The organism is Trichocoleus sp. FACHB-591, assembly GCF_014695845.1.
GTDB lineage: Bacteria > Cyanobacteriota > Cyanobacteriia > FACHB-46 > FACHB-46 > Trichocoleus.
The window spans coordinates 1-26,411 of record NZ_JACJPA010000022.1 but is presented as its reverse complement, the minus strand read 5'-3'; the positions used below and the strand labels follow the sequence as shown (position 1 = coordinate 26,411).

At 48.4% G+C, this 26,411-nt stretch carries 24 protein-coding genes, 1 tRNA gene, 2 pseudogenes and 1 other annotated feature; of the genes and pseudogenes, 7 read left to right on the top strand and 20 right to left on the bottom strand.

Features of this window, described 5'->3' with window-relative positions; all coding sequences use genetic code 11:
• The 3 genes from H6F90_RS03395 to H6F90_RS03385 form a co-directional block, all read left to right on the top strand.
• Positions 1-150 (top strand): transposase (locus H6F90_RS03395; RefSeq protein ID WP_190550225.1); only part of this gene is annotated, 150 nt, incomplete at its 5' end.
• Positions 151-153: 3 nt separating this feature from the next.
• Positions 154-321, top strand: coding sequence for a hypothetical protein (locus tag H6F90_RS03390; protein WP_242024314.1), 168 nt, complete (start codon positions 154-156; stop codon positions 319-321).
• A gap of 23 nt (positions 322-344) precedes the next feature.
• Positions 345-773 carry a VOC family protein gene (locus H6F90_RS03385; protein ID WP_242024313.1) on the top strand — a complete coding sequence of 143 codons (429 nt, stop codon included), beginning with the start codon at positions 345-347 and terminating at the stop codon, positions 771-773.
• A 265-nt stretch (positions 774-1,038) separates the two neighbouring features.
• Here the strand turns inward: H6F90_RS03385 and ilvD are convergent, their stop codons facing one another.
• The 3 genes from ilvD to H6F90_RS03370 form a co-directional block, all read right to left on the bottom strand.
• On the bottom strand, positions 1,039-2,883 hold the full coding sequence (gene ilvD / locus H6F90_RS03380) for a dihydroxy-acid dehydratase (protein WP_190550223.1): 1,845 nt from the start codon (positions 2,881-2,883) through the stop codon (positions 1,039-1,041).
• A gap of 256 nt (positions 2,884-3,139) precedes the next feature.
• On the bottom strand, positions 3,140-3,838 hold the full coding sequence (locus H6F90_RS03375; RefSeq protein WP_370587934.1) for a response regulator: 699 nt from the start codon (positions 3,836-3,838) through the stop codon (positions 3,140-3,142).
• 117 nt (positions 3,839-3,955) lie between these two features.
• Positions 3,956-5,203 carry a sensor histidine kinase gene (locus H6F90_RS03370; RefSeq protein ID WP_190550221.1) on the bottom strand — a complete coding sequence of 416 codons (1,248 nt, stop codon included), beginning with the start codon at positions 5,201-5,203 and terminating at the stop codon, positions 3,956-3,958.
• A gap of 387 nt (positions 5,204-5,590) precedes the next feature.
• On the opposite strand from H6F90_RS03370, the gene H6F90_RS03365 reads away from it, so the two are divergent.
• From H6F90_RS03365 to H6F90_RS03355, 3 genes are all read left to right on the top strand, one after another.
• Positions 5,591-5,836, top strand: coding sequence for a DUF4278 domain-containing protein (locus H6F90_RS03365; RefSeq protein ID WP_190550219.1), 246 nt, complete (start codon positions 5,591-5,593; stop codon positions 5,834-5,836).
• Positions 5,837-5,885: 49 nt separating this feature from the next.
• Positions 5,886-6,074: a hypothetical protein gene (locus H6F90_RS03360; RefSeq protein ID WP_190550217.1), complete on the top strand. Its 189-nt coding sequence runs from the start codon at positions 5,886-5,888 to the stop codon at positions 6,072-6,074.
• Between the two features lie 80 nt (positions 6,075-6,154).
• Entirely contained in the window at positions 6,155-7,366 is a 1,212-nt protein-coding gene (locus H6F90_RS03355; RefSeq protein ID WP_190550215.1) for a nitric oxide synthase oxygenase, read from the top strand.
• 73 nt (positions 7,367-7,439) lie between these two features.
• Here H6F90_RS03355 and H6F90_RS03350 read toward each other — a convergent pair.
• Positions 7,440-8,298 (bottom strand): annotated as a pseudogene (locus H6F90_RS03350) (IS630 family transposase).
• Positions 8,299-8,423: 125 nt separating this feature from the next.
• On the opposite strand from H6F90_RS03350, the gene H6F90_RS03345 reads away from it, so the two are divergent.
• On the top strand, positions 8,424-8,732 hold the full coding sequence (locus H6F90_RS03345; RefSeq protein ID WP_190550213.1) for a transposase family protein: 309 nt from the start codon (positions 8,424-8,426) through the stop codon (positions 8,730-8,732).
• Positions 8,733-9,218: 486 nt separating this feature from the next.
• Here H6F90_RS03345 and H6F90_RS03340 read toward each other — a convergent pair whose 3' ends face one another.
• The 16 genes and pseudogenes from H6F90_RS03340 to H6F90_RS03260 all read right to left on the bottom strand — a co-directional run bounded on the left by H6F90_RS03340 (position 9,219) and on the right by H6F90_RS03260 (position 26,156).
• Positions 9,219-9,857 (bottom strand): ThiF family adenylyltransferase, encoded by a 639-nt coding sequence (locus H6F90_RS03340; protein ID WP_190550210.1) that lies wholly within the window; start codon positions 9,855-9,857, stop codon positions 9,219-9,221.
• 4 nt (positions 9,858-9,861) lie between these two features.
• The gene (locus H6F90_RS03335; RefSeq protein ID WP_190550208.1) at positions 9,862-10,692 is read right to left on the bottom strand and encodes a hypothetical protein; all 831 of its coding nucleotides are present in this window, start codon (positions 10,690-10,692) and stop codon (positions 9,862-9,864) included.
• 12 nt (positions 10,693-10,704) lie between these two features.
• Positions 10,705-11,490, bottom strand: coding sequence for an endonuclease/exonuclease/phosphatase family protein (locus tag H6F90_RS03330; RefSeq protein ID WP_190550206.1), 786 nt, complete (start codon positions 11,488-11,490; stop codon positions 10,705-10,707).
• A gap of 28 nt (positions 11,491-11,518) precedes the next feature.
• Positions 11,519-11,968 (bottom strand): NADAR family protein, encoded by a 450-nt coding sequence (locus H6F90_RS03325; RefSeq protein WP_190550204.1) that lies wholly within the window; start codon positions 11,966-11,968, stop codon positions 11,519-11,521.
• Between the two features lie 82 nt (positions 11,969-12,050).
• Positions 12,051-12,106: a sequence feature (23S ribosomal RNA rRNA prediction is too short), on the bottom strand.
• 208 nt (positions 12,107-12,314) lie between these two features.
• Positions 12,315-12,968, bottom strand: a complete 654-nt coding sequence (locus tag H6F90_RS03320) for a DUF4291 family protein (RefSeq protein WP_190550202.1) — start codon at positions 12,966-12,968, stop codon at positions 12,315-12,317.
• 135 nt (positions 12,969-13,103) lie between these two features.
• A complete protein-coding gene (locus H6F90_RS03315) occupies positions 13,104-13,517 on the bottom strand; it encodes a hypothetical protein (protein WP_190550200.1) in 414 nt (137 codons plus the stop codon).
• Positions 13,518-13,568: 51 nt separating this feature from the next.
• The gene (locus H6F90_RS03310) at positions 13,569-14,276 is read right to left on the bottom strand and encodes a PIN domain-containing protein (protein ID WP_190550198.1); all 708 of its coding nucleotides are present in this window, start codon (positions 14,274-14,276) and stop codon (positions 13,569-13,571) included.
• 68 nt (positions 14,277-14,344) lie between these two features.
• A complete protein-coding gene (locus tag H6F90_RS03305) occupies positions 14,345-15,778 on the bottom strand; it encodes a VWA domain-containing protein (RefSeq protein ID WP_190550196.1) in 1,434 nt (477 codons plus the stop codon).
• Between the two features lie 454 nt (positions 15,779-16,232).
• Positions 16,233-17,462, bottom strand: coding sequence for an elongation factor Tu (gene tuf / locus H6F90_RS03300; RefSeq protein ID WP_190550194.1), 1,230 nt, complete (start codon positions 17,460-17,462; stop codon positions 16,233-16,235).
• A 189-nt stretch (positions 17,463-17,651) separates the two neighbouring features.
• Positions 17,652-17,740 (bottom strand) — tRNA-Ile (locus H6F90_RS03295).
• A 38-nt stretch (positions 17,741-17,778) separates the two neighbouring features.
• Entirely contained in the window at positions 17,779-17,979 is a 201-nt protein-coding gene (locus H6F90_RS03290; RefSeq protein ID WP_190550192.1) for a hypothetical protein, read from the bottom strand.
• A gap of 272 nt (positions 17,980-18,251) precedes the next feature.
• A pseudogene (locus H6F90_RS29965) lies at positions 18,252-20,741 on the bottom strand (CHAT domain-containing protein).
• 112 nt (positions 20,742-20,853) lie between these two features.
• On the bottom strand, positions 20,854-23,073 hold the full coding sequence (locus tag H6F90_RS03275; RefSeq protein WP_190550190.1) for a hypothetical protein: 2,220 nt from the start codon (positions 23,071-23,073) through the stop codon (positions 20,854-20,856).
• 123 nt (positions 23,074-23,196) lie between these two features.
• On the bottom strand, positions 23,197-24,171 hold the full coding sequence (locus H6F90_RS03270) for a filamentous hemagglutinin N-terminal domain-containing protein (protein ID WP_190550188.1): 975 nt from the start codon (positions 24,169-24,171) through the stop codon (positions 23,197-23,199).
• A 324-nt stretch (positions 24,172-24,495) separates the two neighbouring features.
• Positions 24,496-25,218: a response regulator transcription factor gene (locus H6F90_RS03265; protein ID WP_190550186.1), complete on the bottom strand. Its 723-nt coding sequence runs from the start codon at positions 25,216-25,218 to the stop codon at positions 24,496-24,498.
• A 413-nt stretch (positions 25,219-25,631) separates the two neighbouring features.
• Positions 25,632-26,156 carry a hypothetical protein gene (locus H6F90_RS03260; RefSeq protein WP_190550184.1) on the bottom strand — a complete coding sequence of 175 codons (525 nt, stop codon included), beginning with the start codon at positions 26,154-26,156 and terminating at the stop codon, positions 25,632-25,634.
• Positions 26,157-26,411: the final 255 nt, after the last annotated feature.

The following is a 26,411-nucleotide window of genomic DNA, read 5'->3' as shown; positions in this document are numbered from 1 at the left end:
CAAGTGGTCTACTTGCCACCCTATTCACCAGACCTGAATCGTATCGAAAAGTGTTGGGCATGGTTAAAGGGCCGCATTCGCAAACAACGACGCAGCGCTACTAGTTTGCGTGAAGCGATGGAGACAGTCCTCAAGGAAGCCGCGTCCTAACTCTTGTGGCGACAGCTATATCATCTGTTCCACGCTACCCATGCGGATTTATTGCGGCGGATCGGAGCGTTCCAGGAAGCAGCCCAGAGCTACAGACGAGCACTGGAACTGGTTACAAATGACAGTGAGCGCCGCTTCCTGGAGCGTCGATTGCACGAAGTTCAGCTCTAACGTCTTCACGTTCAATTTAACTCATGGAAAGTTCAGATATGGATAACAATCCCAGCATCCTCTCACACGTCTCCATCGGCACTAATGACTTTGAACGAGCAGTCGCCTTCTATGACGCTGTGTTGCCGGCGTTGGGCTGCAAGCGGTTGATGGAGCATCCGGGGGCGATTGCCTATGGCAAACAGTACCCCGAATTTTGGGTGGGAACTCCATTTGATGGACAGCCTGCAACGGTTGGTAATGGCACCCACATCGGTTTTATCGCTCCTACAAAAGAAGCTGTTCACGCCTTCTATGAGGCAGCATTAGTAGCAGGTGGCAAAGACGATGGTGCCCCCGGTGGCAGACCCGAATATAGTGAGCCGTATTACGGCTGCTTTGTGCGTGATCCGGATGGACATAAGATAGAAGCCGCCTTCTGGGATGAGCAGCTTGAGCCCGAGGTCGCCTGATTGACCATGTCCATTTTCGGATTGCTGATATTGGTGCCAGCAAACAGTTTTACCATGAGTTGTGATGCATCAGCCGCTCCCTCAGAATCAAGGCCAGGGCAAGAGCTAGATATTAATCTGAATAAATCCGATTAATATCTAGCTCTTGAGGAAAGCCATTACTAGGGAGATACTGGCCCGAACCTGCATGCCACTGACATCTGGATTGGCGATACTACTAACCGTTTTTGCAACACAATCCCCGTTTTTGTGTCTGCGTATTTCTCTACTCGAGTAATGCCAGGTTTCGGACTGCGCCTTGATCCGCACTAGTTGCCAGCAGGGCATACGCCTTGAGTGCTGCTGTCACCCGCCGCTGCCGAGGTTGTGCAGGCTTCCAGGCATCTTTCCCCTTTGCCTCCATAGCAGCCCGACGCTCGGCTAGTTCCTCTGCCGATAAATCGACCTGGATGCTGCGATTGGGGATGTCAATCAAAATGCGATCGCCCTCTTGCACCAAAGCAATGTTGCCGCCTGCTGCCGCCTCTGGGGAGACATGACCAATCGAGAGGCCTGAAGTCCCACCGGAGAAGCGACCGTCGGTCAATAGGGCACACATCTTACCTAGCCCCTTCGATTTCAGGTAGCTCGTGGGATAGAGCATTTCCTGCATCCCAGGACCTCCGCGCGGACCTTCATAGCGAATGATCACTACATCCCCTGCTTCCACTTCATCGCTGAGAATTCCCTTGACAGCAGCATCCTGACTTTCATAAATGCGTGCCCTGCCTTCGAACACCAGAATGCTTTCGTCCACCCCTGCTGTCTTCACAATACAACCGCGCTCGGCCAGGTTACCGTAGAGCACCCCTAAGCCACCCTCGCTGCTGTAGGCATGTTCGTTGCTGCGGATACAGCCGTTCTCCCGATCCAGGTCAAGGGAAGGCCAACGCGTCGATTGACTGAACGCTTGCTGAGTCGGAATTCCCGCCGGACCCGCCTTGAAGAAGGTATGAATCGCTTCGTCATCGTTGCGCATCACATCCCAGCGATCGAGGGCTTCCTTAAGCGTTGGACTGTGAACCGTTGGTACGTCCGTGTGCAGGAGGCCAGCCCGATCCAGTTCGCCAAGAATCCCAGGGATACCACCTGCCCGATGCACATCCTCCACATGATACTGGGGAGTATTCGGGGCGACTTTGCAAAGTTGGGGCACTTGGCGCGAGAGGCGATCGATGTCGGTCATGGTGAAGTTGACACCCGCTTCCTGGGCAGCCGCCAGCAGGTGCAGAATGGTGTTGGTCGAACCACCCATGGCGATATCTAGCATCATGGCATTCTCAAACGCTTGGAAGCTGGCGATCGCTCGTGGTAGGACCGATTCATCGTTTTGCTCGTAGTAGCGGCGAGTGATGCTCACAATTGTTCTCGCAGCGTTAAGGAACAGATCCTTGCGGTCGAAATGGGTCGCCAGCACGGTGCCGTTTCCGGGTAAGGAAAGACCGATCGCCTCGGTGAGGCAATTCATAGAATTAGCGGTGAACATGCCAGAGCAGGAGCCACAGGTCGGGCAGGCAGAACGCTCATACTCCTCGACCACCTCATCGCTGAGCTTGTCGTTGGCGGCAGCCACCATCGCGTCTACCAGGTCCAGCTTGTGCTCTGCAAGTTTCGTCTTACCCGCCTCCATCGGTCCGCCGGAGACGAATACAGCAGGAATATTAAGACGCAGGGCAGCCATCAACATGCCGGGAGTGATCTTGTCGCAGTTGGAAATGCAAACCAGCGCATCCGCACAATGGGCATTCACCATGTACTCGACCGAATCCGCGATGATCTCGCGTGAGGGCAAGCTGTAGAGCATGCCGTCATGCCCCATGGCGATGCCATCGTCTACGGCAATCGTGTTGAATTCTTTGGCAACTCCACCAGCGGCTTCAATCTCACGGCACACCAACTGACCGAGATCCTTCAGGTGCACATGTCCTGGGACGAATTGGGTAAAGGAGTTGGCAACTGCAATAATAGGCTTCTCGAAATCCTCGCTCTGCATTCCAGTGGCGCGCCAAAGCGCACGGGCACCGGCCATATTGCGTCCCTGAGTGGAGGTTCTAGATCGATACGTCGGCATGGCGCAATCTATTCGTCTAAGGAGTTGGAATAATCTCAATTCTATTAGAAATTAGCATTGAAAGTTGATAGAACTACTGCATTGCCCACAATAGTAGGGGCAAAGCCCGGTTTTAACATTTAAGCTTGGAAGCAGCCAGCTTTCTGGCTGCCATTACTCGCAAATTAGTGCCTGCCTCAAGTGCTCAAAAGGTAATGAAACTATTTCAGGAATTTGTGAGGTAACCTACAGTTGATCGGTGGCAGTTGAGATCATTTCAATTCATTTGGGAGTTTCGATAAACGGAGTTAGCGTAGATTGCAAGCTGGGCACGATTTCGCAAGTTTAAGCGATCAAATAAGTGAGTGACATGGGTTTTCACAGTGCCTTCAGCAATAAAGAGTTGTTCAGCAATTTCTCGATTCGTCGAGCCATCTCCAATCAATCGCAGTACATCTTGTTCTCTTGGGGTCAGTGATTCTAAATCGGGGGAGCTTGGTTCTGACACCTCGGCTTCGGATCGGATTGCCATCACCTTTTCTATTAACCCTGGTGCCATCTGAGTGTAGCCCCGGTGAGCAAGCCGAATTGCCTGTACTAACTCATCGGATGGCATATCTTTGAGTAAGTAACCTTTAGCACCCGCTCGAATGGAGTCAGAGATATACTCGTCATCATCAAATGTACTCAGCACCAGAACTTTTACCTCTGGAAACTGTTGACAGATGGTTCGTGTTGCAGCCCGCCCATCCATTACAGGCATTCGCACATCCATCAAAACCAGGTCAGGCTGCAAAGCGGCAACCTGCTGAACCGCGATTTCGCCATTGCTAGCAGTCGCAACCACGCACAAGTCAGATTCCAGCTCCAGCAGAGTCTTTAAGCCCTGGATGATCAGGGGCTGATCGTCCACTAGTAGTAGACGAATTGGGGAAGTAGGGGTTGCTGCGCCTGATTCAATCTGTGTTCCGCTCACTGTGCCCTCCCAGCGTTTCAGTGCCCGTCACAATAGCCAATTCAAACTCTTTAGTCCTTACTCAGAAAATCTCTTCGGGTCTAGTTTGTCGCTATCTGCGATCGCGAGCTTAACCCCTTAGGGTGAAATTTCTATTCTCTCACCGGGATGCCTCTCGTGCTGTTCAAGATGATTTTGCAAAGGAAGTTTGACGATAATGCGACATCCGTTTTCCGGTTTTGTTTCCAGTTGCAGAGTCCCGTTAATGGCTGCGACTCGTTCTTGCATTCCCTGCAATCCAAATCCGTTGCTTCGTTGGTTTGGATCAAATCCCTGGCCATTATCTTCAATCACTAAATTCACATCGGTCGCAGTGGTACTCAGTTGAATGTTGACTTGGGTCGCTTGGGCATGTTTTCTAATGTTGGTTAACGCTTCCTGCACAATCCGATGGAGCGTCTTGCCCATTCTGGGACAGATGACGGTTTGCCCCTTGATTGAGGTTGAGATCGCAACACCCGTACCCTGTTGAAAATCTTTTGCTAAGTGAGCGATCGCTTCCTCCAAGGGTGGTGCTTCTGCATCCTCGCGTAATGCTCTAACCGATCGCCTGACCTCCTGCATTGCTGTGGCTGCCAACTGCTGTGCCTGTTGCAAAAATGTATGGGCCTGATCTGGATCGCGTTGCCAGAGTTTGGCAGCAGTTTGTAATTGAATGTTTTGTGCCGTCAGTGTATGTCCCAGAGAGTCATGAATTTCGCGGGCAATATGGTTCCGTTCCTGTAACGCTGCCAACTCTTCAATCTGCAACGCATATTGTCTCAACTGTTCATGCGCTGCTGCCAACGCTTCCTTGGCCTGTCGCTCTGAAAGTAAAGTGCTGACTAATTTCAATACAAAGAACAAACCCAACCCAAACATCAATGTTTCTGCAATCAGATGCATCCAGAACAGATGGCGATCGCTGGGCTCCACCAGTAAGGTAATGTTTTGGACATAGCGCACCTGATGCACCAGAAACAGCAAAAAACTTAATCCCGCCACTATCCATCGCATGAGTGGCTTAAATAGAAAACAACTTTGAATTAGAACGATTAGATACAGCGTTGGTAATACATGCAGGTAACCCAACGTTGCCCCGTAGAAAATCAAGCCAATTTCGATACCCACATAAAGCAATTTGTAAGACAGTTTACCACCGGGCAAAATTGCTGCCATCACGCTTAGGACCGCAAGAACAAGAACGTGTTGAACAGGTACTTGATTCTCCCCAAAAGACTCCATGATGGCGAAAGAGAAGCAGGTAGCAATCATCACCCATTCCGCATAAAGCAGAAACCGAAAAGGATTTAGTTGGGGTTTGAGCGAGCGTTGGAGAGCAATCATGGTAGGGCTTCAGCGAAATTATCTCCTATTAATACTCCAGTTCCTGCCATACACCATCTCACTTTCGTTATGAGTCACTCATCTGAGGTAGGTCGAAAGTTATAGGAATATCTACTTACACCTAAACGAAAGTCTGAGCAAGCATCCTCAATTCGTTGAGGCGCGATTCAAGACGTTCTCCAGAAGAAAATAACGAATCAATTTTTTAGGGTAGAGACATAGCAGTTCTCAACCGGGTTGTTGCTTGTTAAGGATGAAACTTTGCTAAGTGTAGGTTCCACGCCTCAAAAGTAACAAGTTTTAACACAATCACAGAGACAACTCAGCCACAAAGATACTTTCTAAGGAAGCTGACGATTTGACTTGTTGTTTGCAGGACATCAACTTATGAAACTTCGCTATCGCGGTGTTGGCTACGAAATCGCTCAGGCTGTTCCATCTCAACCGATGAGCGTTACTCCAGTCACACTCATCTATCGAGGTAATCCATATCAGAGTAATCAGTACCAACTCATGCCTCATGGGATTGGCAGCCAGCACTCTATGACTAACCAATTGCCTCAAATTACTTCCCTTCCTAGAACTATAGCAAGGCCGCAACTGATTTACCGCGGTGCTGCTTATACCCCTTAATGTTGGAACAAAACATAGCTCAGTCTGTTGCAGTTCAGGAGATAAAATTATGCATCTTATTTGTCGTGGACACATCTACCCTTACACCCCGACTGCGCCCCAGCCCTATGTTAAGCCTCATGCTTTAAATTGGCGTTTCCAATCACCTGAAGAAACTTACGAAACTGTCTTTGTTCCTCAACCCTATGTCAAACCTCGTGCCTTGAACTGGCGCTATCAGTTGGCCGCAGGGTTGTAATGCTCAATTAATTTCATGGAAAAAGAATCAGCGATCGTTGAAAAGAATCTGTCTTAGCTATTGATAGCTCTCATACCCTCATGAAACTCAACAATAATCAAACTTGGGAACAAGTTGCAAAGGCAGAGTCATTGCCAACCCTGTTGCTAGAGGCGATCGACTATCTCCCATTGTTATATCAAGAACAGTTGCTGCCAGAGTCGCAGTTGCAGGAGCGACTTGCAGAAATTTATCGTGAGTATCGGCGATCGCACACTTACTGGCAGACCGAGGAGGAGCTGGTTTACGGGGCAAAAGTGGCTTGGCGCAATAGCACAGGTTGTATTGGACGGATCTTTTGGGAAACGTTCAACGTGCGAGATCTGCGCCATCTCGCCACCACAGAGGAAATCTTTGAGGCGATCGTCGATCATCTTTATCAGGCAACCAATGGCGGCAACATTCGTTCCACCATTAGCATTTTTGCACCCGTTGCACCGGGACAACCTGGGATTCGTATTTGGAATTCACAACTAATTCGCTATGCGGGATATCGTCAACCAGATGGCTCAATCATTGGTGATCCTGAGCAAGCGGAATTCACCGAGCTGTGTCACCGCTTTGGTTGGAAAGGGCAAGGAACTCCATTTGATGTCTTACCATTGGTCATTCAGATGCCAGGACAAAGGCCTCAGTGGTTTGAACTTCCAAAAGCAGCGGTGATGGAAGTCCCAATTGTGCATCCTGACTATGAGTGGTTTGCCGAACTCGGACTCAAATGGCATGCGCTTCCCGCCCTTGCAAACTGGCGATTAGAGATTGGCGGTATCTCCTATTCCTGCGCCCCCTTTAACGGTTGGTATATGAGCACTGAAATTGGTGCCCGAAATTTTGGAGATGAGCAGCGATACAACCTATTACCTGCGATCGCTCAACGAATGGGGCTAAATACGGGCTCAAAACTATCGCTGTGGAAAGATCAGGCGCTTGTTGAACTGAATCGAGCGGTTTTGCATTCATTTACCGTCTGTGGGGTCAAGATCGTCGATCATCATACCGCGTCTGCCCAGTTTATGCAGCACTGGCAGCGAGAAGCCGAGGCTGGACGCATCGTGCCTGCGGATTGGGGAAGAATCGTGCCGCCAATGTCTGCTTCTACAATGCAGGTGTTTCACCAAGAGATGCAAGATGTTTGCCTCAAACCCAATTTTTTTCAACAGCCTGCACCTTGGAAGCGAGGAAGCAGCGATCAACCCTCCTCCATTCCGTCTGCTCTTAGTGACTCACAGCCCAAGCAATGCCCTTTTCATTAGCTGCTCTTCAGCGGCGATCGCTCTATAGAACCCATTTGACATCTTTAGGAGCATGAATTAAGGTACTATGGCCCTACGGATGCACCTTGGGAAATTGCTTGAAAGCAGCATCCACACAATTACGAAAGTTGTCAAACTCATCCCATCGCTGTCGCATCCAATTCTTCAGCACAAACCACCAGTGCTCAATCGAGTTCAAATCTGGAGAATAAGGAGGCAGATACCAAATCTCGCAGCCTGCTGCTGTCACAACTTCCTCAATGCTCTGGGAATGATGAAAACTGGCATTGTCCATCACAACCACATCCCCTAGTTGCAGTTGCGGCACTAAGCACTGCGTCAACCACATCTCAAACAAGCCTCGATTACAAGCACCCGCAAACGTCATAGGTGCAAACAGACGCCCCGCTTTCAAAGCGGCAACCCAGCTGACTCACTCGGTCCGCTTACCCGACTTGAGCGCATAGAAGCGTTGACCAATCTCACAGTAGCCATAGGGATAATCCTCTCGATTGTCGATGCCTGCTTCATCGACATAGACAATCTGATGAGGCTCCTTGCGCTTCAATCGCTCCTCAAACCCTTGACGCTTGAGTTCGTCGCGTTCTCGGCAGCCGTAAGTTTTTTTTTACGACTTAACTCCAGCTTCCTCAGCGCATCACTGATATTCTGCTGCGTCACGTTATCTCCCCACAACTGGGCCATCTTCCATTGCGTTTTACCCCCGTGCTGTTGGACGAAAGCCTCAAAGCGCTGCCAGTCGGTAATCTTATGCGGCAACCCTGCTGGAAATGGGTAATCGCTTGATAATCCCCTGTTTCTTCTTGTCGTTTGAGCCACAGGTCTAGGGTATTGCGACTGAGGTTGAACATCTGACAGACATCGCTTTTGCTTTCTCCACTCTGAAAAGCTTCAATCGCATTTTGTCGCAGGTCATAGCTGTAAGAGCAGGCATGGTTGTTCCCAACGCTTCTCTCCCTCTAGAATAGCGTCCTAATGTAGCTACATAGGGCTATCAACCTGGCTGGGAGGGGAAGTGATGTCGGTGAGGTAGAGATTGAACGCCCCAAAAAAACAGCAGCACTACTACAGCGGTAAGCAGCGCTGCCACACGCTAAAAGCGCAGTTGGTCGTGGAGTGGGAAAGCGAACAAATCATTTGTACCGCTGTCGATACGGGCAGGACGCATGATTTTAAAGCGCTCAAGCGCAGTCGCTTGCCTTTTGTCTCGTCCCAGTTGTGTTTAGCTGACCGAGGATACCAAGGATTTGCCAAACGTCATCGTGGGGCTTGCACTCCCACCGAGAAAGGACACCAGCAGCCTTTAGCTAAAGAGGAAAAGCAGCATAATCAAGTTTTAGCTTGACTGCGGGTGAGAGTGGAGCATGTGATTCGCCGCCTCAAGATCTTCCGCATTTTTTCAGGACGTTATCGCAATCGTAGAAGGCGGTTTGGCCTGCGCATAAACCTGATTGCTGGCTTGCTCAACTACGAACTGGCACATCCCTCATGATTCATGCAGGATGTCTTAGGTTGAAGTGGAGCGATCGCCTAGACTGGCAGCGCGTAGCGGCAGTTCGAATACTTCTTGGAGGTTGTAACCTCCCTACATATCAAGAGCTACATGGGCGAGTAGACAATTGCGGGCGGCTTCGAGAGTGGTTTCGTCAGTGAGAGCAGGAGTTGTAGATGATGAAGATGGGATAGAGGTCATGGCTAACTTTAAATACTTCTAGCCTGACCCTATCCTTTTCTTGAAAAATTTTCGATCTACTGAGAGTGCTCTCTTTTTCTCATAACCTGTCACAGCTAAAGGATGATCCCATTGTGCTAATTTTCGCCTGATTCAATACTACAGATTGAGAGATTGAACACTCAAGTCTTTCAAAGTAATCGTGAAATGACGTTGTTCTCCTGTCGCAACAAAAGAAACGATCGCCTCACATGTCACAGCCACTGTTAGCACTACCAAATTACGTGCGAGTGGATAATCACAAACATCATCATTAACATCGGACGGAACTCGATAAGCATCATTCCAGATCACTTCTGCATAGTCCGTAGCAAGTCCAGCATGAAGGCACGGAGTTCGGGTGCGAGCGCTGTAGTCCTTCACGGCTTGGCGAGAGGTGCTGTTATCAAATACGTCAACAATCAATCCACTCTCTTTAAGGAGTTGAGTCACATTTGTTGCAGTGAGTTCTTTGGTTTCTGCTTCTACCTTTGTCCCGATCGCCCGATACAGATTATTTGCCAAAATCTTGGCTTTGAATGCACCGACATCCGAACGGTAGTAGGGCTGAGTTGAGAGGTTTCGTTCTTCGATGCGATCGCGATCGATCACTTTGAGCGTGTCAAAGCCTGCACGAGCTAGATTCTCGGTTAGATTCGCGCCCAATGCTCCTGCACCACAGATAGTCACAGGAAACTCTTTGAGCTTTGCCATTACCGTATCGGTTCGGTAAAGCTGTTCGTGAAAAAAGATGCTCATACGCTCACCACTCCTGGTGTTCCATCACACCCACTAACGATTGCAAGTCAAAGTCGCGATCGCGTCCGCTTAAGCAAATGCCAGAACTCACCACGGTCAGGTCATCTTTGGCGATCGCACTAGTATGACGAACGCCATCCGATGTGGTCCAATCGACTGTCCAGTAGTCTCCTCTGTCTTGGAACTGATGCAGTTCACCGCCACCGAGTTTGAGGGCTTGACGTAGACGCTTTTCATCTTGTTGGGGCTGGGCAAATCCTTCCGTGCGTTGAGCAACTAGATCGTAGAGCGATCGCATTTCTGGCGTAATGCCCTTAAACTGTAATTCTTCAACCGGAACCAGTTGTTTGAGATTGGATTGTAGAATTTCCGCTATCGCAGGATCATCACGGCGATCGATCTCCTCAAACCAGCAAGAAGCTCCATTCCAACGAGCGATAATCTGCTCAAAGGCGTCTCCTTCTATTACCAAATGCACAAGCACAGGTCTAACGGTTTTGAACCGTTGGCGCATATCTGCTTCGTTGACTGGATAGGCTAACCAAGTTTGGTTGTGAAAACGATAGACCAATCGCAGACGAAGGGCAGAAAAATGCTGGAGATAAGCGGCAATGTCAGGGAGATCGGCCTCTGCAATTAAAGTGGCAGTTTGTTGATCGACAGGTTGAAAGAGACCCCAACCCTCAAATTGGCGGGGCTGAGGGGCCAACGTATAAACCATACCAGCAACCCGCGTCTGAACTTTCCCACCTTTGACGCAAGGCGCAAGAAATTGAGTGGTGTGCAGTTGCACTTCAGCACTAGCGATTTGGTTAAGGAGAGCGCGGATATCCATAAAAGTTTAAGTCTAAATCTTCAGGTCAGCCATCAGGCCAAAATGATCGGAGGGATAGAGAGTACGGCTGTTCGGAGCAGGTTGGTTAAGAATCAGTTGGCAATTTTGTACTTGCACAGCCCGATTGACGAAAATGTAGTCTAAAGTACCCCGCCAAGGACGAAGCGTGCGATTAAAGTATAAATTTCGCAAGGCGTGCCAGAGTACTTTTTGCCAATTACGGCGCACCAAGGGAGTGGGGCAGGTATATTCTGGCTCATGACCGTGATGTGTGGCATAAGCAGACGTAAAGCGCTGTAGCATCAGGGCGATCGCTGGAGCGTCTGGTGTGCCGTTAAAATCTCCGACCGCAACAATCGGTAGGTCTGGTGGCAGTTTCCCTAACCAATCCAGAACTTGCTGCACTTGGATATCTCTTTGAGGGTGAGAGCCAGGATACCAATAATAGTGCCCGTTGCAAAAAAACAAAGGCTGTCCATCAATCCTGACCTCAACACATTGAGCTACTCGTCGCTGCCCCTGCAAAGCCAGCATTTTCTGCTCGGCAAAGGGGTGACGGCTGAGAATTGCAATTCCATCGTGCGCCTGCTGTTCTGCATTGCTGGTTTTAGGAACCAAATATACATAAGGCATGCTCAATTGTTCTGCTAACCAAGCACTTGTATCTTCAGGTAATTTGACTTCTTGCAAAGCGATCAGGTCAGCTTGCTCTGCTGCTAATCCACGCACTAGCAAGTCTCGACGTTGCTGCCATTCTGTTAAGTCGAAAAGAATATTGATGGTAATGACTTTAACCATAGTTCGCACTGCATTCTCTTTTATCCTCCTACATCTCTACATTGCCCCGCAAAGTTTCGCGCACTGCCATCAAAATCTGTCCTAACTGGTTTTTGCCGCTGCCATCTTTGCCACAGCCCCAGTAGTAATCAACCGGGGAGTTTTCCACTAGCACTTCATTTCCGGTTGATAGCAAGATGTCTCGAATGTCTGCATGGGTTTTAAACTTTTGCAAGACTGCTTTTCGCATCACGTCATCCTTCACCTGTTTCCAATCAGGACGAAGAGGAAGCGTGCGATCGCGACCCATATTTGCTGCATCTTTGGGTGTTTTGGTCTGTCTTACCTTTTCTAAGTAAGGAGTACCAATAAACTTTTGCGCTTGAAAGTAATGCTCACTTGTCGCCCAATACAAATCGTCCAACATGAAGCCATGTGCTGAGAAATTGGAGAAGCAACCGTAGGGCTTTTCGCGTTCGACGTAAAAATAAATGGTCATGGTTGCTCCTTCAATTAATCAATCTCCTGCGTGCAAGTTGGCAGAGCATGATTGCGTTTTCTCAGTTACTAAAGGGACTCCGCTGGTGAGTTGTTACACACTCTTTTAAGGATGGCTACTTTTAAGCCGACCTCCCAGGTTCTTGGCACTCCTCGTTCACAAACGCCCACTGCGCTAGGGCAGCGTTACCGTTCCTCTCGTACTCAGTATGTAGGCTCTAAAGGTTAGGGCACGCAGGAGATAGTGATTTAACTCATACTACAAATACTACAATAGTAATTTCGGATTGTCTAGGGCGATCGCTCACATCACCTACATCTTTACACCGCTCATCATAATTGCTCCATTAAACTATTGCTTCAACGGTTGATAGCTGAAGCCGTTTCGCAGTCTCTAAATCAGCTAGAGGATAAACTGACTCACTGGGAACGATCAGTTGCGCCCAATTTCCAGCCTGAACAAATGGATATTGCTCTCGAACAAACGGGGACATATCCTCAATACTGACAATCCAATCACGGGCATATTGGGCTAGCATTTCACCTCGTAATCCTAATTGAATCGCGCGGCGCTCTAGCTTGGCACCGGAAGGATGATGATCCGGGTCCCACTGCAACCGAACTGAGGATTGAGCAACGGCTTGTTTCCACTCCGCTTCACTGGAGTAAACCTCTGGAACAAAGCTGGAATGAACGGCTTCTGCCAGCAGCGTATCAAACGCCGATCGCTTGATCCGAATTGCTAGGATGACTTCCTGCCCTACCTTGGTGCCCCAGCCAGAACGGTACATCATCCACAAGAAGTTAGGCTTAATCCAACTCATGCGATTGAGGCTAAATTCACCACCAAAGTAACTATGTTCAAGGGCAAAGTGAGCGATCGCCGGACGATATGCCTGATACACCACAACGGAGGTTTCATCATACTGAGCAATAATATGCCGTCCAGTTTTCGGTAAGCGGAGAATGCTAGTAGAGTAATTTTCTGCCCAAAGTTTCACGTTACTTCTCGCTTGCACAACTATGCTCTTTCCACGTCACTTATCCTTGCTACTCCACCAAAGCGATCACTTAAATTCACACTACAGCTTGTGTACTAGAAGTAGCTAGAGCATATCCAGAGAGAACTTCATTACTCAAAATTTTCGTGATGAATCTTTCAGTTTTTGTTCAGCCTGTAGTAGTACTTCTCTTATATGTATGCTGGCTTTTTGTAATTGTTGCTCAGCTTGCAACAGCATTTCTTGTGCTCGTAGTCTATCCCTTGGATCGAAAGCACTTTGCATAATTTCTGCCGTAATCTGCTGAATACGGTGGTAATTTTGTCTAGCCTGCTCCAGAATCTGCTGATTTTGCAATTCGTCTTGAGCACTTAAGGGATGTAGTTGACTGTTAAGACTTTCAGACTGCTGTACTTCATTTTGGGATCTAATATCTCTTGCCTCTTCAACAATTGCTGGTTCGCTAGGCAAGTTGAGGAAATTACCAGCCTCATCTAGAAATCTGTCGCCTGTGTACAGATAGAATGAGACGTTAGCTTTTACAATCATCTCTTGGATTAATTCAGGCCGTGGGCCAAGAACTTTCCCTTGACGCTTTAGTCACCAATCTTCTTTCTGATCATCTGTTACAAAGATTAAAGGTTTTTTTTGCTCCCTCGCATAATCAATTAACTGAAACCAAATAATTACATCGCCATAACATTCTGGTGGCTCCTTCTTGTTATTACCTTCAGCATCCATGTAACCTGGAGGGTGTTTCTCCTTAAAACGCCTTTCCGATTCTTTATAAAACTTTGATAGATTTTCTTCTGAGTAGGGTTGGCCTACTCTACCTTCAAATAAATTTGTAAGCCCTTCTCGAAAATCGTCCTGCTCTAGCAAGTTGGGATAATTTGAGTATGAGTTGGCTAAATCTTTTTTGGCTCTTTTGTAAGCTCTCTCAATAGTCCTTACTAGCTGTCTGACATCAACAAAATCATTAAAAGAATGCCGCTTGCTATATTTCTCAAGTATTCCGTTAAATTTTGCAAGATGATCATCTAATGACTTCTGCAATTCACTATATGGTTTTAATTGCTGTGAAATTACGTTTAAGCGTTCCTCCTGATACTCATATGCAACTTGGTAAGGCAACCAAATCCGTTCCTGTAGTTTATCAAGGATGTCAAAAAGTCTTTCCCTGGCTTTAGGCGTGTAGCGGTAAACATGCAAAAGAATGTTGGTATCAAATGAGAAAATACAATTACTCCAGAGGCTATCAAATTCCTCCTTTGTAGGTCTGTAGTATCCTCGAAATAAATTCCGCATATAAAGATTTTAATGTTGAACTAAGCAATGCTCACTAGATTCCTAGCAAGCAATGCTTCATTTTAACCTCACTTATCCGATCGCACAGGTAGCGCCGTGTCTAGGATCTCCATCAGTAGATCCAGACGAGAAGGGCGTGTCAGGAGAGGTACCAGGTTGGGCAGACTGTAGTAGTCTCCTGCAAATGTGAACGTTTCTACAGGAAGCTGCTTCTGCTTAAGTTGCTGTTCCACGTAGTTGTAGTGAGTTCCAACCCGGACAATCACCACATTGGGCATCACAGCAAACTCACGTTGGTAGCTTAGATAAGCTTCCAGGAAGTAAGGAGAAGCATTCTCACCCTCATCCGTCACAATGATGATCTGGTCAACGATCTGACGCTTCTTCCGCATGGCTTCCAGCGCACAACCAATACTGGTACTGCTACCCGCCTTGATGTGCTGGAACGCCCGCTCCCAGTCAGTCAACTCCTTGCCCTGTGCAATTACAGGATAAGGCATCGTATCGAAGGCATAGACAAACAGATCCGCTTCAGTAATACCAGAGATCAGTGCTGCCAGCTGCTTACCCAGCTCGATCGCATTCTCCATCGAACCAGACTTGTCTACAAACAGAGCCGTGGGACGGGTAATCACACCGCGTCGCTTCACCTGCTCATTCGTCACCTTCTCCAACCGAGCCACGGTGTCTTCATCGAAATCTGCTGCATCAGCGGCCACCTGTGCCTTAAATGCGGCAACTCGTGTGCCCTTAGCGGCTTCATCCAGCTTGGCATCAATCAACGCCTTCACCTCTGGGTGATCCATTGCCCCTCTCACCATGAGCGACTTGAGGTTATTAATCACTTCCTGAGGCGACATACTGTTGATTAGCGCTACCAGAACCGTAGGAGTTAGTTGCTTAACTGCACCAATGGCGATCGCATAGGGCAGATTAAACTCCACAATCAACCGCGCCTGTTCTGCCGCACTAGTAGTCTTAGCAAGCTGCTTCAGCACATCCGCCAGCGAACCTACAGGAGGTTGGTCACGGAATAGAATGGCATTGGCCCGCTCACTAGGCTTGATGTGCAGCGACGCATACAGGTGCTTCATCGCCTTCCGACCCCGCAGAGCCGCGCGATCGAACTGAGCAGGATTACTTTCCCGCACCTTCAGATACCGCTGCACCGCAGTCCGAGCAGAACGAGGCAACTTATTCCGGTGCTGCTTCATGAAGTCCACCACCCGCGCCACTTGGTAAGGCGGAAACTCTTGCAGCATGATGAATCCTGCATCTCGATGTTCAGTCAAGTCGCTGGTCAACAGATGCGCGACAAACACTTCTTTGTGGTCCCGCACATCTCCATTCCGCTGATACCAAACCGCCAGATGCCCATAAAAGATGGGATCAAGCTCAACAAATAATTGGTGGATTTCTGCCACTTGCTCCAGCTTGCGGTGAGGAGTGGTGAGCAAGCTATTGAGCATTTCCAGCCGTAGATCCCGTTCATCGTTGTTCATGGTCGTATCCTCCTTGTAAATCATCAGGAGGCGATCGCCGCAAAGGATAACCGCGCAAATCGGAAGAACAAAGTTCACGATACTTGTTGATGAATCAAGTGTGTAAGTTCTTCCCGTCAGGGCGCAGCGATCGCGTTAAAGAGAGAAAATTCTGATCAAATTGAGCAAATAATTACCGCGCAAGTTGCAGAAGCTAGGTCAGGGCTGATTGTAGATGCTAAATGCCAAGAGCTTCCTCAGCACTTAGCGCTCAATTCTCAGCACTGTTTTTGCCTGCTATCGGTCTCAGGCTTGCAGCGTATCCCTCCAGATACGCACCTAGGTTTGGTGGAGAGTATGTAAGCTTCTGCGATTGGGGCGCGGCAATGATTACCCAATCAAATGTCATAGTTGATGCTATTAGTAGCCAGACAAATGACCACTAATAGCATAGATTGAGTTGAACCGAAGGAGACTAAGCAATGATGTGAGAAACCACACCTGCACCCACAGTTCGGCTACCCTCACGAATAGCGAACCGCATACCTTGCTCAATCGCGATCGCTTCTTTGAGTTCTACTGCCATCTTGACGCGATCGCCTGGCATCACCATTTCCAGTGCGCTACCATCACCGTTGATAATGGCGCTAATGGTTCCAGTCACATCGGTCGTGCGGACAAAGAACTGCGGCTTGTAGCCAGGGAAGAAGGGCTTATGACGACCTCCTTCTTGCTTCTTGAGCACATAGACCTCGGACTCAAAGCGAGTATGAGGCGTAATCGAACTGGGTGCTGCCAACACCATGCCCCGCTCAATTTCATCCTTTTGGATACCCCGTAGCAAGACACCTACATTGAGACCCGCAACCCCTTCTTTGAGAGACTTTTGAAACATCTCAATGTCAGTGACAATTGCATCGCGAGTTGGTTTAATCCCTACGATTTGAATTTTATCGTTAGGGCGAACCCGACCTCGCTCAATCTTGCCCGTTGCTACAGTTCCCCGACCCATGATGGAGAAGACATCTTCGACTGCCATCAAGAAAGGCTGTTCAGTGAGGCGCTCTGGCGTGGGAATGTAGGTATCCACAGCATCCATCAAGGCATAGATGCCATCAACCCACGGGTTCTCACCCCTTTGCAGGTTGGGATTTACTGTCATTGCCTCTAGCGCTCTGAGAGCAGACCCCGCAATCACAGGAATTTCGTCACCTGGAAAACCATAATTAGTCAGCAGTTCACGAACTTCTAACTCAACAAGCTCCAGAATTTCGTTATCCTCTACCATGTCCTTCTTATTCATGAAGACCACCATGTAGGGAACGCCAACCTGCCGTGCTAAAAGGATATGCTCACGAGTCTGAGGCATCGAGCCATCGGCTGCTGAAACCAGCAAAATAGCTCCATCCATTTGAGCCGCCCCGGTAATCATGTTCTTCACGTAGTCCGCATGTCCAGGACAATCAATGTGAGTATAATGCCGCTGTTCGGTCTCATACTCGACATGCGCCGTGTTGATTGTGATGCCCCGTTGCTGCTCTTCGGGAGCGGCGTCAATCTCGTTGTAGGCCTTCAGTGTTGCCTGACCTAGAACGGCTAGTGTTGCTGTAATAGCAGCAGTCAGAGTTGTCTTGCCGTGGTCAACGTGGCCGATCGTCCCGATATTGATATGGGGTTTTGTCAGTTCAAACGTGGCGCGTGTCATGTTACATGCTTCCTTTTTCCTAAGTGAATTAAGTGATCAAAATGATGGTTCCGGCTACTTCTTGCTCTTGCTCAAGGGCTTGTTCCAAAATTGTTAGGTTTTTGTCAGACATTGCAACCTCCAATGAGTGAGCTGCACTTATCAAGTAAGTGAATTAGGTCACTTCGTACAAGTTAAAAAAGCTGTTGTTCATAGACAGGATTTGTAGCTTGCTTCCGCGTAGCGGTACCTGCGACACCTTTCTTATCAGGAAAGTGCTCTACCACTGAGCTAGTATGTAAGCTTTTTCGATCAGGGCACGAAGTGAAAAAATTGTTTAGCCGTAAACAGCTTCAGGACGGATGATTAAATCACCACTAGGGCGGCGATCGACCACATAAGCAGAGAGTCGATTTGTGTGAACATCTAGATGTTGAGAAACCCGTTCTTTGACGGCAACATCATTCATGCCTGTGGTAATGCCCAACTGATTTTCTGCGATGTCGAGCGATCGCCCTTCAAATCGAATATGTATCATTGCTCATCACCTCTGGCGATTGCTGATTGCAGCAGGAGTTAGAGAAAGCAACGTTGCTCTAGGCGCTAAATTTGCTCTAGATGACAGATTGCCTGAGTGTGCTGACAGTCTGCTGACTTGGTTGTTTTATCTCACACTACAAACATAATACAGTGTACTACAAACTGTCAAGAGGATACTACAAACTCCTTAAAAAGGTGAAAGGGTTATCATTAAAAGAATAGCTGGATTGCCTTCAGCAAAACTTGCCCTTATTTCCTTGGTAACCTAAACTATTGTGCCTCGCCCACTAAAGTGAACGCAGCCCAATCGAAGGGACTGGGATGATCGTTCATGGTTGCTAGCATTGCTTGTCGAAGTGCCTGGGCCCTATCTGAGTGCTGCTGCAAATTCTGATAGAAAGCAACCATCAACTGTGCCGTCGCATCATCCGGAACGGCCTACAGAGAAACGACCACACTGGGTACTCCAGCAGAGATAAACGCACGGGATAATCCCACAACCCCATCTCCAGTAATACGCCCTCGCCCCGTTTCACAAGCACTTAGCACCACTAGCTCTGCCTGCAATTGCAAGTCTAAAATCTCACTCGCTGTTAGTAACCCATTATCATCTCCTGAAGGAGCTAGGGCGATCGCACCGGGTACGCCTATCCCTTCTAGAGATACATAGTCTCCTTGGCTGCCATATTCCAGTAAGCCATGTGTCGCTAGATGAATGATTTGAGCCTGGGGTAACTTTTGTTTAATCGACATTTTCGTTGCCTGACTGCCTGTAATGGCCACCGTATTGAGCAGTTGAGCAACCTTATGGGCTTCCTCTTCAGCATTGGGGAGGGGAGATAGTTGCTCGGGGGGTTGTCCTAGTGCAACAGAAACGACTGGCATTACAGGATTGCCTACAACCAGGGGAGAAGATTGTCTACTTTTCCGGACTTGCTGTCGTTGCTGATGAGTTAAGGCAAGCACCTGGATCGCGGGAGCTGACAGAATAGTATGACGTTCAATCAGATATTGACCACTCTGATCTTGTAAGGCGGGGAACGGCACCAGGAAGAGAGATTCCTGAGGAATAAAGATAGTCCGGGTATTGGGGTCAGTCGGTAACAGGTCTGCGATCGGCTCAATCAAGAGGCTATGCAACCGTTGCAAGGCAGCATTCTTCTCATCTTCTGGGTCAGGAATAACCGAGCTATCCGGTGGTGTGGTTTCAGGGAATGTCAATTGTTTATTACGATCGCCAGGGCTAAGTTCTGTGCTCACCGATTGGATCAGGCGATCGCAGGCAGGGCTGCCGTTCAGACACCGACCCGCATTGACCAGTTGAGAGAGGGTGAGGTCTTGTTGCCAGAGGGGTTTGAGGTCAACTTGCCGAAAAGAGATCTGCCCGGATGGATTCACTACCCAGATATATAGGTCTTGCTCTCGACCACGCTGTTTGCCTTGAAACTTGAAGTCATCATCAAAAACGATCGCATACTCAACGAGGGTTGCGTTCTGCTGCCGAGCAATTTGCTTGAGTTGGTCAATGGTAGGTCTTGACTCATCACTTTTGACTGACTTTTGATAACTTTGCTGACTAACTCTGCGGGATAAGAGTTCGACAAAGGCGCGGGCTCGGCCTTGCTCAGAGATCTCTAGCGCTGCTTCTGGTTGCTTCGCTGCAATCAAAACTTGTTGCAGCAGGTTATAGGTTTGAACCTGAGTATCAAAAATCGAAACTTTATAGGTATCGCTCAGCCCTGGTCGGATGTCATCTAGCAACTTTACCGCCGCCCGAAGCTGGGTTTCTGCCTCTGCTAACCTGCCTGCTTCAAGCAGGGTGTGTCCCAGATTGTTCAGAGTTTTGCCTTCCAGTTGAGGGCTATCAAGGCTTTTGGCTAAATTCAAACCTTGTTGTAAAAATTTCAAGGCTTTGGGGTAGTCTCCCTTGTCCGCATAAGCTATCCCCAGGCTTCCCAGAGCTTCTACTTGACGCTGGCGTTGCTGGGTCTGTTGAGCAATGGCTAAACTCTGCTGGTAATACCCAAGCGCCTTCTCAATTTCTTGTTGGGAGTGATACACAGCACCGAGATTAATCAGAGTGCTGGCTTGACTAGACTGATTGCCAGTCGCTTTGGCCAGGTTTAACCCTCGCTCCAAAGCTGCGATCGCGTCATCATATTGACCTAAATTGGCATAAAGAGCACCCAAATTGCTCTGAGCGATCGCTTCTCCTGAGCGATCGCTAGTTTGTTGAGCCAGCTTTAGGCTTTGCTTGTAAGCACTCTTGGCGCTGTCGTAGTCTCCGACCGCTTCAAAGCTATTGCCCAAATTGAGCAGCACCTGCCCCAGCCCTTGGCGATCGCCCAACGCCCGCATCAGTTTTCCAGCACTCCGGTGAGCAGTAATGGCTTTGCTGTAATTGCCTAAATTCTCATAAGCCAGTCCCAAATTGCTTTGAGCTTTTGCTTCAACCTGTCTGAGGTTCAGAGCTTGGGCGATCGGGAGTAATGTTTCTAAAGTGGTTACTGCTTCGCGATAGCGCTCCATCATGGCATAGGTAGCACCGATGTTTGCTAGCGCTGATGCTTCTCCCTGACGGTCTTGCAGCTGTTGATACTGAGCACGAGCTGCCTGCCAAGACTTGAGCGCATCTTCCAGTCTCCCTGATCGGTACTGTTGATTGCCCTGTTGCAAAAGCTGGTCTGCCCGACGACTTTGACTTGCCTTGGGAATCAATGGTGACGAGGGAACAGAATTAACTGCAAAGGAGGGAGACACTGACAGGCATAAAAGAGCCGCGATCGCTCCTCCCCAAATCCTTTTTTGTCTCCTTTTACCGTTTGCTGGTTCATGTTTTGAATGGGATAAAACTTGAGCCATTGGCTAGGTGCTACCTCACACCTCCATCCAGCAATTTCAAAATCTCATCATCGTCGGCTGTGGTATCACGGGTTGTGATTGAGCTACCACCAATTGCATTGCAAGGGCGACTGTCTGCGTTTGTAGATAAGGTGACTCGACTGGAGCGATCGCGGCCATTAGAGACATCCGAAGCAGAAGCAATATCACTCGGTGAAATGCAGTTAGAACTTTGGTCATTGACTTGTAACTGCGTAATCTGTCCCTCTTGTGAAGTCACAGGGCGCTCTACAGGAGAGTCACCTTCAGCCTGAGGTGGGGAAGTCACTGTTGCAGGATCAGATATTGGTCCTGGAGAAACAGGGCGGGAAATAGGGCGATCGCCTTCAGCTTGAGGCTGGGGAACCACCACTGGGCGATCGGATATTGGTCTTGGAGAACCAAGAAGATCACCTTCCGTTAGAGGGGGAATTACGACTGTGGGGTCAGGCTGCGGTACTGAAACCAGAGGATCACCCTCAATCACAGGCGGGGGAGTCACGATTACGGGATCAGGTGTTGGCACAGGCGCAAAGACTCGGCTCTGAGGAGAGCCATAAAACTCACCATTGCTACCCGCTCCAACCACAATCGCGCCAACTGTACCGCTGGTGTTGGCAGAAAAATTCTCTGAAGCAAAAGTCAATGGTTTATATTCTCCATTGAAGGTGAGGGAGCTAGCGGTACTCAGAACTTGATCAGAATCTGTGATAGGGGCAACAGGGGTATAAGTCTCTCCATCAGATGATCTCTGTTTCTGTACGAATGGATCAGCCGTATCAACAAGTGTCGTAGTTTGAGGCCCCCCATTAAAGCCAGCATCTCCCTGAATCACGACTAAGCCAGTAGTGCGGTTGTCCTCAGAAAAATCAATCCCTGGATAAATATCAAATCTATCGGTTGAAATTCGTGTGCCTTCCCCGTATTGAATCCTGACAGGTGCATTCACCGCTCCTTGGGGTTTGCTAATGCTAGGTCTCGCCATTAAACTTACTGGCAGAGCCCGAAGGTTGTCTCCCTCAAGAAGCACAGTGCTGTCTAGCTGGCTATCAGTCAAGCTAATGCCTGAAAGCTTACTCTCAATAAAGTTACGAAGCTGCGGATTCGTTCGTAAGCTAGTAAAGTTAGTGACACTGCCCAAACCACTAAGAGAAATTTGGCCGATCGCCTGAAAGGAACCCGCCGCTTGCACATCAATACCATTGGCTCCAGTATCAATGGTGCTGACAAGAATATTGCCAGTGTTGGAAACAAGCTTCACAGAACTATCACCGCCTGGAGATTGGCTATAACCCGTGGTTGAAATATCTCCAGTTGTAATACTGCCACTTGCTAATATGTCAACTGAATTACCAAATGTATCTATGGTCGGTACGGGCCGAAAGGTTCCCCCAAGCCTAACGGGTCGGCCAGTGCCATCAACAGGACCAATTGTGACACTGCCGCGAGAGTCGATCGCAATGACTTGGTTCCCTTGAAAACCTGGGGTCGCAATGCTGGTGTTTATGCTCGTAGGATTAACATTGACTTGAATTTCACCCCCTGCCAGAGCTGGGTTAGGGAAATACTGATTAGTCAGCAACACCATACCTCCAAAATCCGAGGTGCCTGTTCCGGGATTCACTGTAATTCTGCCAGTGGTAATGTTGGCACTCGTTGGAGCTGCAAAAACAGGCTGATTGGCAGAAGCAGTGTTGGACAATGGGGTTGGCTGAACTATGTCAGTAGGCACGCCTAAAACCGCAGGAACACTGCCTAGTTGTGACCAATCAATGCCAGCCCGAACATCTAATGTGGGTCGAGCACTACCATCGATGACGAGTGTGGTTGGGTTGATCCACTGCAATGTGTTGTTGCCATCTAAAACAGGGGTGCCGTTGTATTGCAGAGGGCTACCATCGGCACGTGTCACTGTTGCTAAATCAGCAAAGGTTTGAGTGGCATTGAAAGCAGTGGTGTTATTCGGATTAATGGTGGTTGCGACATCTCCTGCTTGAGTGATTTCGACATCTCCTAAGGTGACACTACCACCCGCTAAAATATGCAGCGAAGCTCCTGTGTAGTTGCCCAGCGTGACATCTCCTGCGGCCAGAATAATCGGGTTGTAGAAGCTAAAGACATTCCCTGGATTGCCATCAAGTTGCTGAAATTTGAGATGGCCACCTGTAAAGTAGTGAGCATCGCTGCTGATGGTCTGACTCGATCGCAACACCAGATCACCACCGACACCTAGGCGACTGTCAACATGATTGAGTGCTAAGATATCGACCGCTTGATTGCCCTGAATGGTAAGATTGCCGCCCGCTTCAACAATGACAGGCTTGGCTGCACTGTCTCAAATCTGCACTGTATTTTGAGCCAGTAAATTTAACGCTCCTGTGGTGTAAAGTTGACTTTCTAGCAGCGTTAAGTTGTTACTCGCCGACAAGGTTGCTGTTTGGGCTGTAATACCTGTCGCAACTACATCGCCAGCTTCAATGTGAATACCAGAACCAACTAGGCGGACAATCCCATTTTCAACCGTTACGCCAGTGGCGCTGCTCAGGTTTCCGCCTGTCAGTAATTGAGGTAGAGACAGCGGTGTAAAAGGAAGAGGCTGAACAGTTTCACCCGTTGCTTCAGGCAATGACAAACTCAGTAGGCTACCATCTTGAGAGATGTTGACTACCTTCTCACCGGGAACTGCTGCAACAGTGACCTTGCCTCCTGGTGCGGTGAGGGTTCCTATGTTGATGACGGTGCCACCCAATAAGGCAATACTGTGTCCTTGTCCAACTACTAGGTTCCCTGCATTGACGATCGCCCCTGGCTGGCTCATGGTGAACGCAAAGCTGGTGGGATTGCCGATCAGACTGGCATAGTCGTTAGAAGCGATCGCATTAAACCATTTGTCCTCAAACCCAATGCCATTGGCAGTAGTGGCCGTAAAGGAACCTAATACATCTAAGCTGGCTCTAGAACCCAAAATAATGCCAGCCGGGTTCATTAAGTAGAGATTGGCATTGCCTCCGGTTACCTGGAGCACTCCATTAATCAGGAAAGCGTTTCCTCCTGTAACTCGTCCTAGAATGTTGTGTACACCAGGATCAACGAAGTTTGCGGTTTGTCCTGCATCTACACTGAACTGACCAAAGCTATGGAATAAGTTGCTGCCTGTCTGCGTACCTCCAGTGATATTGATTGTGCCACCGCTTAGGTTAACGAGTGTTCCATCTCTACCAGAGGTGATTTGTGCTGGCCCTGAATCGGCCAGTAGAGTTGCTAAACCAACGGTGAGGACAGAAGAACTCAGGAGTTTCAGCCAATGCATAGAGATGAATCAGCGAGAAGTGTAGAAGTCGCCGGACGAAGAATCTCAGTTCTCAATTCACTCCGCCTGTCTGAGATCAGTTGACTAAAGTGAGTGCCTCCCAGAGAAGGTAAGAAACTGACGAGATTCAGTCCATGGGGAATTAGTATATCTACTAACTTTTCTGGTTTCTATACACTTCAATCAATCTTTAATAAGTGAATCCACGGGAATGATTGAGAAGCGATCGGAATCGTAACGCTGCGATCGCAGCATAGGCCATGCGGTGATCTGCCTCAAATTCCACAGCGACAGGAACCGCTGTCTGCACCAGATCACTCCTCATCAGACTTCACAAGTCTTTAGCGGATTGAGGGCGAATTTGTAACCGAACCCTCGAACAGTTTGAATAAAAGTTGGTTGCTTTAGATCAGGCTCAATTTTTTTACGGATTTGACCAATGTGAACATCAACCACCCGTCCATCTCCGACAAACTGATGTTTCCAGACTGCCTGAATGAGTTTTTCACGATTCCAAGCTTGTTGTGGTTGTTTGGCTAAACAATAGAGCAAGTCAAATTCTAGAGCGGTTAGAGGAACAGGCTGATGATTCCGAAGAACCTCACGACGAATGGGATCAATGATTAGATCATCAAACACAAGATGAGGTGATTTCACAGGAGTCACGGAGGTTTCAGAGAGGCGCAGAATTGCCTGAATCTGCTTCTCTAGAAGTTGTAGGTCAAATGGCTTGGTGATATATGCATCAGCCCATTGTAGTCCAGTCATTTGTTCTTCTACGGCTGTTAAGCTTGTGAGTAGGATGACCGGAATATTGCTGCATTGGCGTTTCATCCGCTCACAGACATTAAAGCCAAGCATGTCGGGTAAGATGACATCCAAAATCACTAAATCAGGATTAAATGTTTCAAATGTAGCTAATGCAGTCTGAGCATCTGCAACAGCCTCTGTATAATAGTTTTGCCGACCTAAAAAGCGCTGTAACAAGTTACGGATGGCAAAGTCATCCTCAACAATTAAAAGTCTAGAAGTTCTCTTGGAAAACATCTTTACATCCCATAGTAAGCAGTGTTTGGTATCCGGTCTTAACCTGCTACAGTCACATCCTCTCTTAGGATGCCAATGAAGTAAAAACCGTAGGACGGCTTCAGCTAGTTGGAGTTGCTGCTTTGAGCCCCTATCCTAGGATCAATAGGTCTATGGTTAACTTCGTTTTCCATTCTGCATCTGCTTCTTCAAGAAAGCAGTAAGAGAAAAAATGTTTAATGCTTGATTTGTGTATGAGTTTTGTATGACTTTATTTCCAGATCGTCTAGCTTTAATCTAAGCAGTTAAAATCGGGTTGGTTTTTGGACAACACTATGAGAAATCGAGGGCTCTGGGCATCACCTAGTGGAATTAAGCAGGCGAAACTAGCTTTGACTGATAAGGCTTGGAGTCAGAGCCAGTTAGCGAATCTACTAGGTATTAGCCGTCAACCGATCGCCAAATTCTTTGCAGGGAAGCCTGTGGATCGCCTTTATTTCGTGCAGATCTGTCAAAAACTGGATTTGCGCTGGCAAACTATTATTGATTTGCCTGAAGCTGCTGTAGCTGAACAAGAGCCAAATGCTCAAGTTGCAGATGTTGAACCGAGTACTGATGTGAATGCGATCGCCTACGAAGTTCGTCAAAGCTGCCGAGATAGGATTCAGTACCAATGTGGTACTACACGGATGATCGATCTTCCGCAACTGCTGCCAATGTGGAAGTAGGTAGGTGCGATACTCTCGCCAATACTCCAACGCCACCAGCACCCGAGCCTCAATGCCTAGCTTGGGCTTAGCACCTAGTTCAGGAACAGGCCGCCACAAGGGGGTGAGGGTGTTGACTATCTGGCGAAAGGTGCTTCGTTGAACCCCAAAACGACGCTTAAAGTGCTTAGGGGACAGAGTTTGCGCTATCGTGTAGTTCATCGTCAGGACGCTTTTCGATGGTAATGTCATGATTTTTCTCATTTTCAAAGCCCTGGCAACCCTCTCAAGAAGCTAATCTGCAAGAGGTCTATTGTGAATCACAAGTTGTGCATCGAAGACCTACTCAAATTGGAGCCGTTTCAGCAGCTCTCAAGCACCATCACAGTTTGAGTGCGATCGCACTCAAACTGTGATGGTGCAGGCTGGAGAGACACTAATTCAAGAGCGAGATCCGCATCGGGGCTTATTTATCCTGGTAAAGGGTCAAATGCTGATTACCCGTCG

Bases quoted from the DNA above. Each gene is read 5' to 3' on its own strand.
- H6F90_RS03325 (WP_190550204.1), bottom strand. From the start codon at position 11,968: ATGACCATTTATTTTTACGTCGAACGCGAAAAGCCCTACGGTTGCTTC.
- H6F90_RS03310 (WP_190550198.1), bottom strand. From the start codon at position 14,276: ATGCGGAATTTATTTCGAGGATACTACAGACCTACAAAGGAGGAATTT.
- H6F90_RS03270 (WP_190550188.1), bottom strand. From the start codon at position 24,171: ATGCATTGGCTGAAACTCCTGAGTTCTTCTGTCCTCACCGTTGGTTTA.
- H6F90_RS03315 (WP_190550200.1), bottom strand. From the start codon at position 13,517: ATGATTGTAAAAGCTAACGTCTCATTCTATCTGTACACAGGCGACAGA.
- H6F90_RS03265 (WP_190550186.1), bottom strand. From the start codon at position 25,218: ATGTTTTCCAAGAGAACTTCTAGACTTTTAATTGTTGAGGATGACTTT.
- tuf (WP_190550194.1), bottom strand. From the start codon at position 17,462: ATGACACGCGCCACGTTTGAACTGACAAAACCCCATATCAATATCGGG.
- H6F90_RS03305 (WP_190550196.1), bottom strand. From the start codon at position 15,778: ATGAACAACGATGAACGGGATCTACGGCTGGAAATGCTCAATAGCTTG.
- H6F90_RS03340 (WP_190550210.1), bottom strand. From the start codon at position 9,857: ATGAGCATCTTTTTTCACGAACAGCTTTACCGAACCGATACGGTAATG.
- H6F90_RS03360 (WP_190550217.1), top strand. From the start codon at position 5,886: ATGCATCTTATTTGTCGTGGACACATCTACCCTTACACCCCGACTGCG.
- H6F90_RS03370 (WP_190550221.1), bottom strand. From the start codon at position 5,203: ATGATTGCTCTCCAACGCTCGCTCAAACCCCAACTAAATCCTTTTCGG.
- H6F90_RS03385 (WP_242024313.1), top strand. From the start codon at position 345: ATGGAAAGTTCAGATATGGATAACAATCCCAGCATCCTCTCACACGTC.
- ilvD (WP_190550223.1), bottom strand. From the start codon at position 2,883: ATGCCGACGTATCGATCTAGAACCTCCACTCAGGGACGCAATATGGCC.
- H6F90_RS03330 (WP_190550206.1), bottom strand. From the start codon at position 11,490: ATGGTTAAAGTCATTACCATCAATATTCTTTTCGACTTAACAGAATGG.
- H6F90_RS03290 (WP_190550192.1), bottom strand. From the start codon at position 17,979: ATGATACATATTCGATTTGAAGGGCGATCGCTCGACATCGCAGAAAAT.
- H6F90_RS03365 (WP_190550219.1), top strand. From the start codon at position 5,591: ATGAAACTTCGCTATCGCGGTGTTGGCTACGAAATCGCTCAGGCTGTT.
- H6F90_RS03355 (WP_190550215.1), top strand. From the start codon at position 6,155: ATGAAACTCAACAATAATCAAACTTGGGAACAAGTTGCAAAGGCAGAG.
- H6F90_RS03260 (WP_190550184.1), bottom strand. From the start codon at position 26,156: ATGACATTACCATCGAAAAGCGTCCTGACGATGAACTACACGATAGCG.
- H6F90_RS03335 (WP_190550208.1), bottom strand. From the start codon at position 10,692: ATGGATATCCGCGCTCTCCTTAACCAAATCGCTAGTGCTGAAGTGCAA.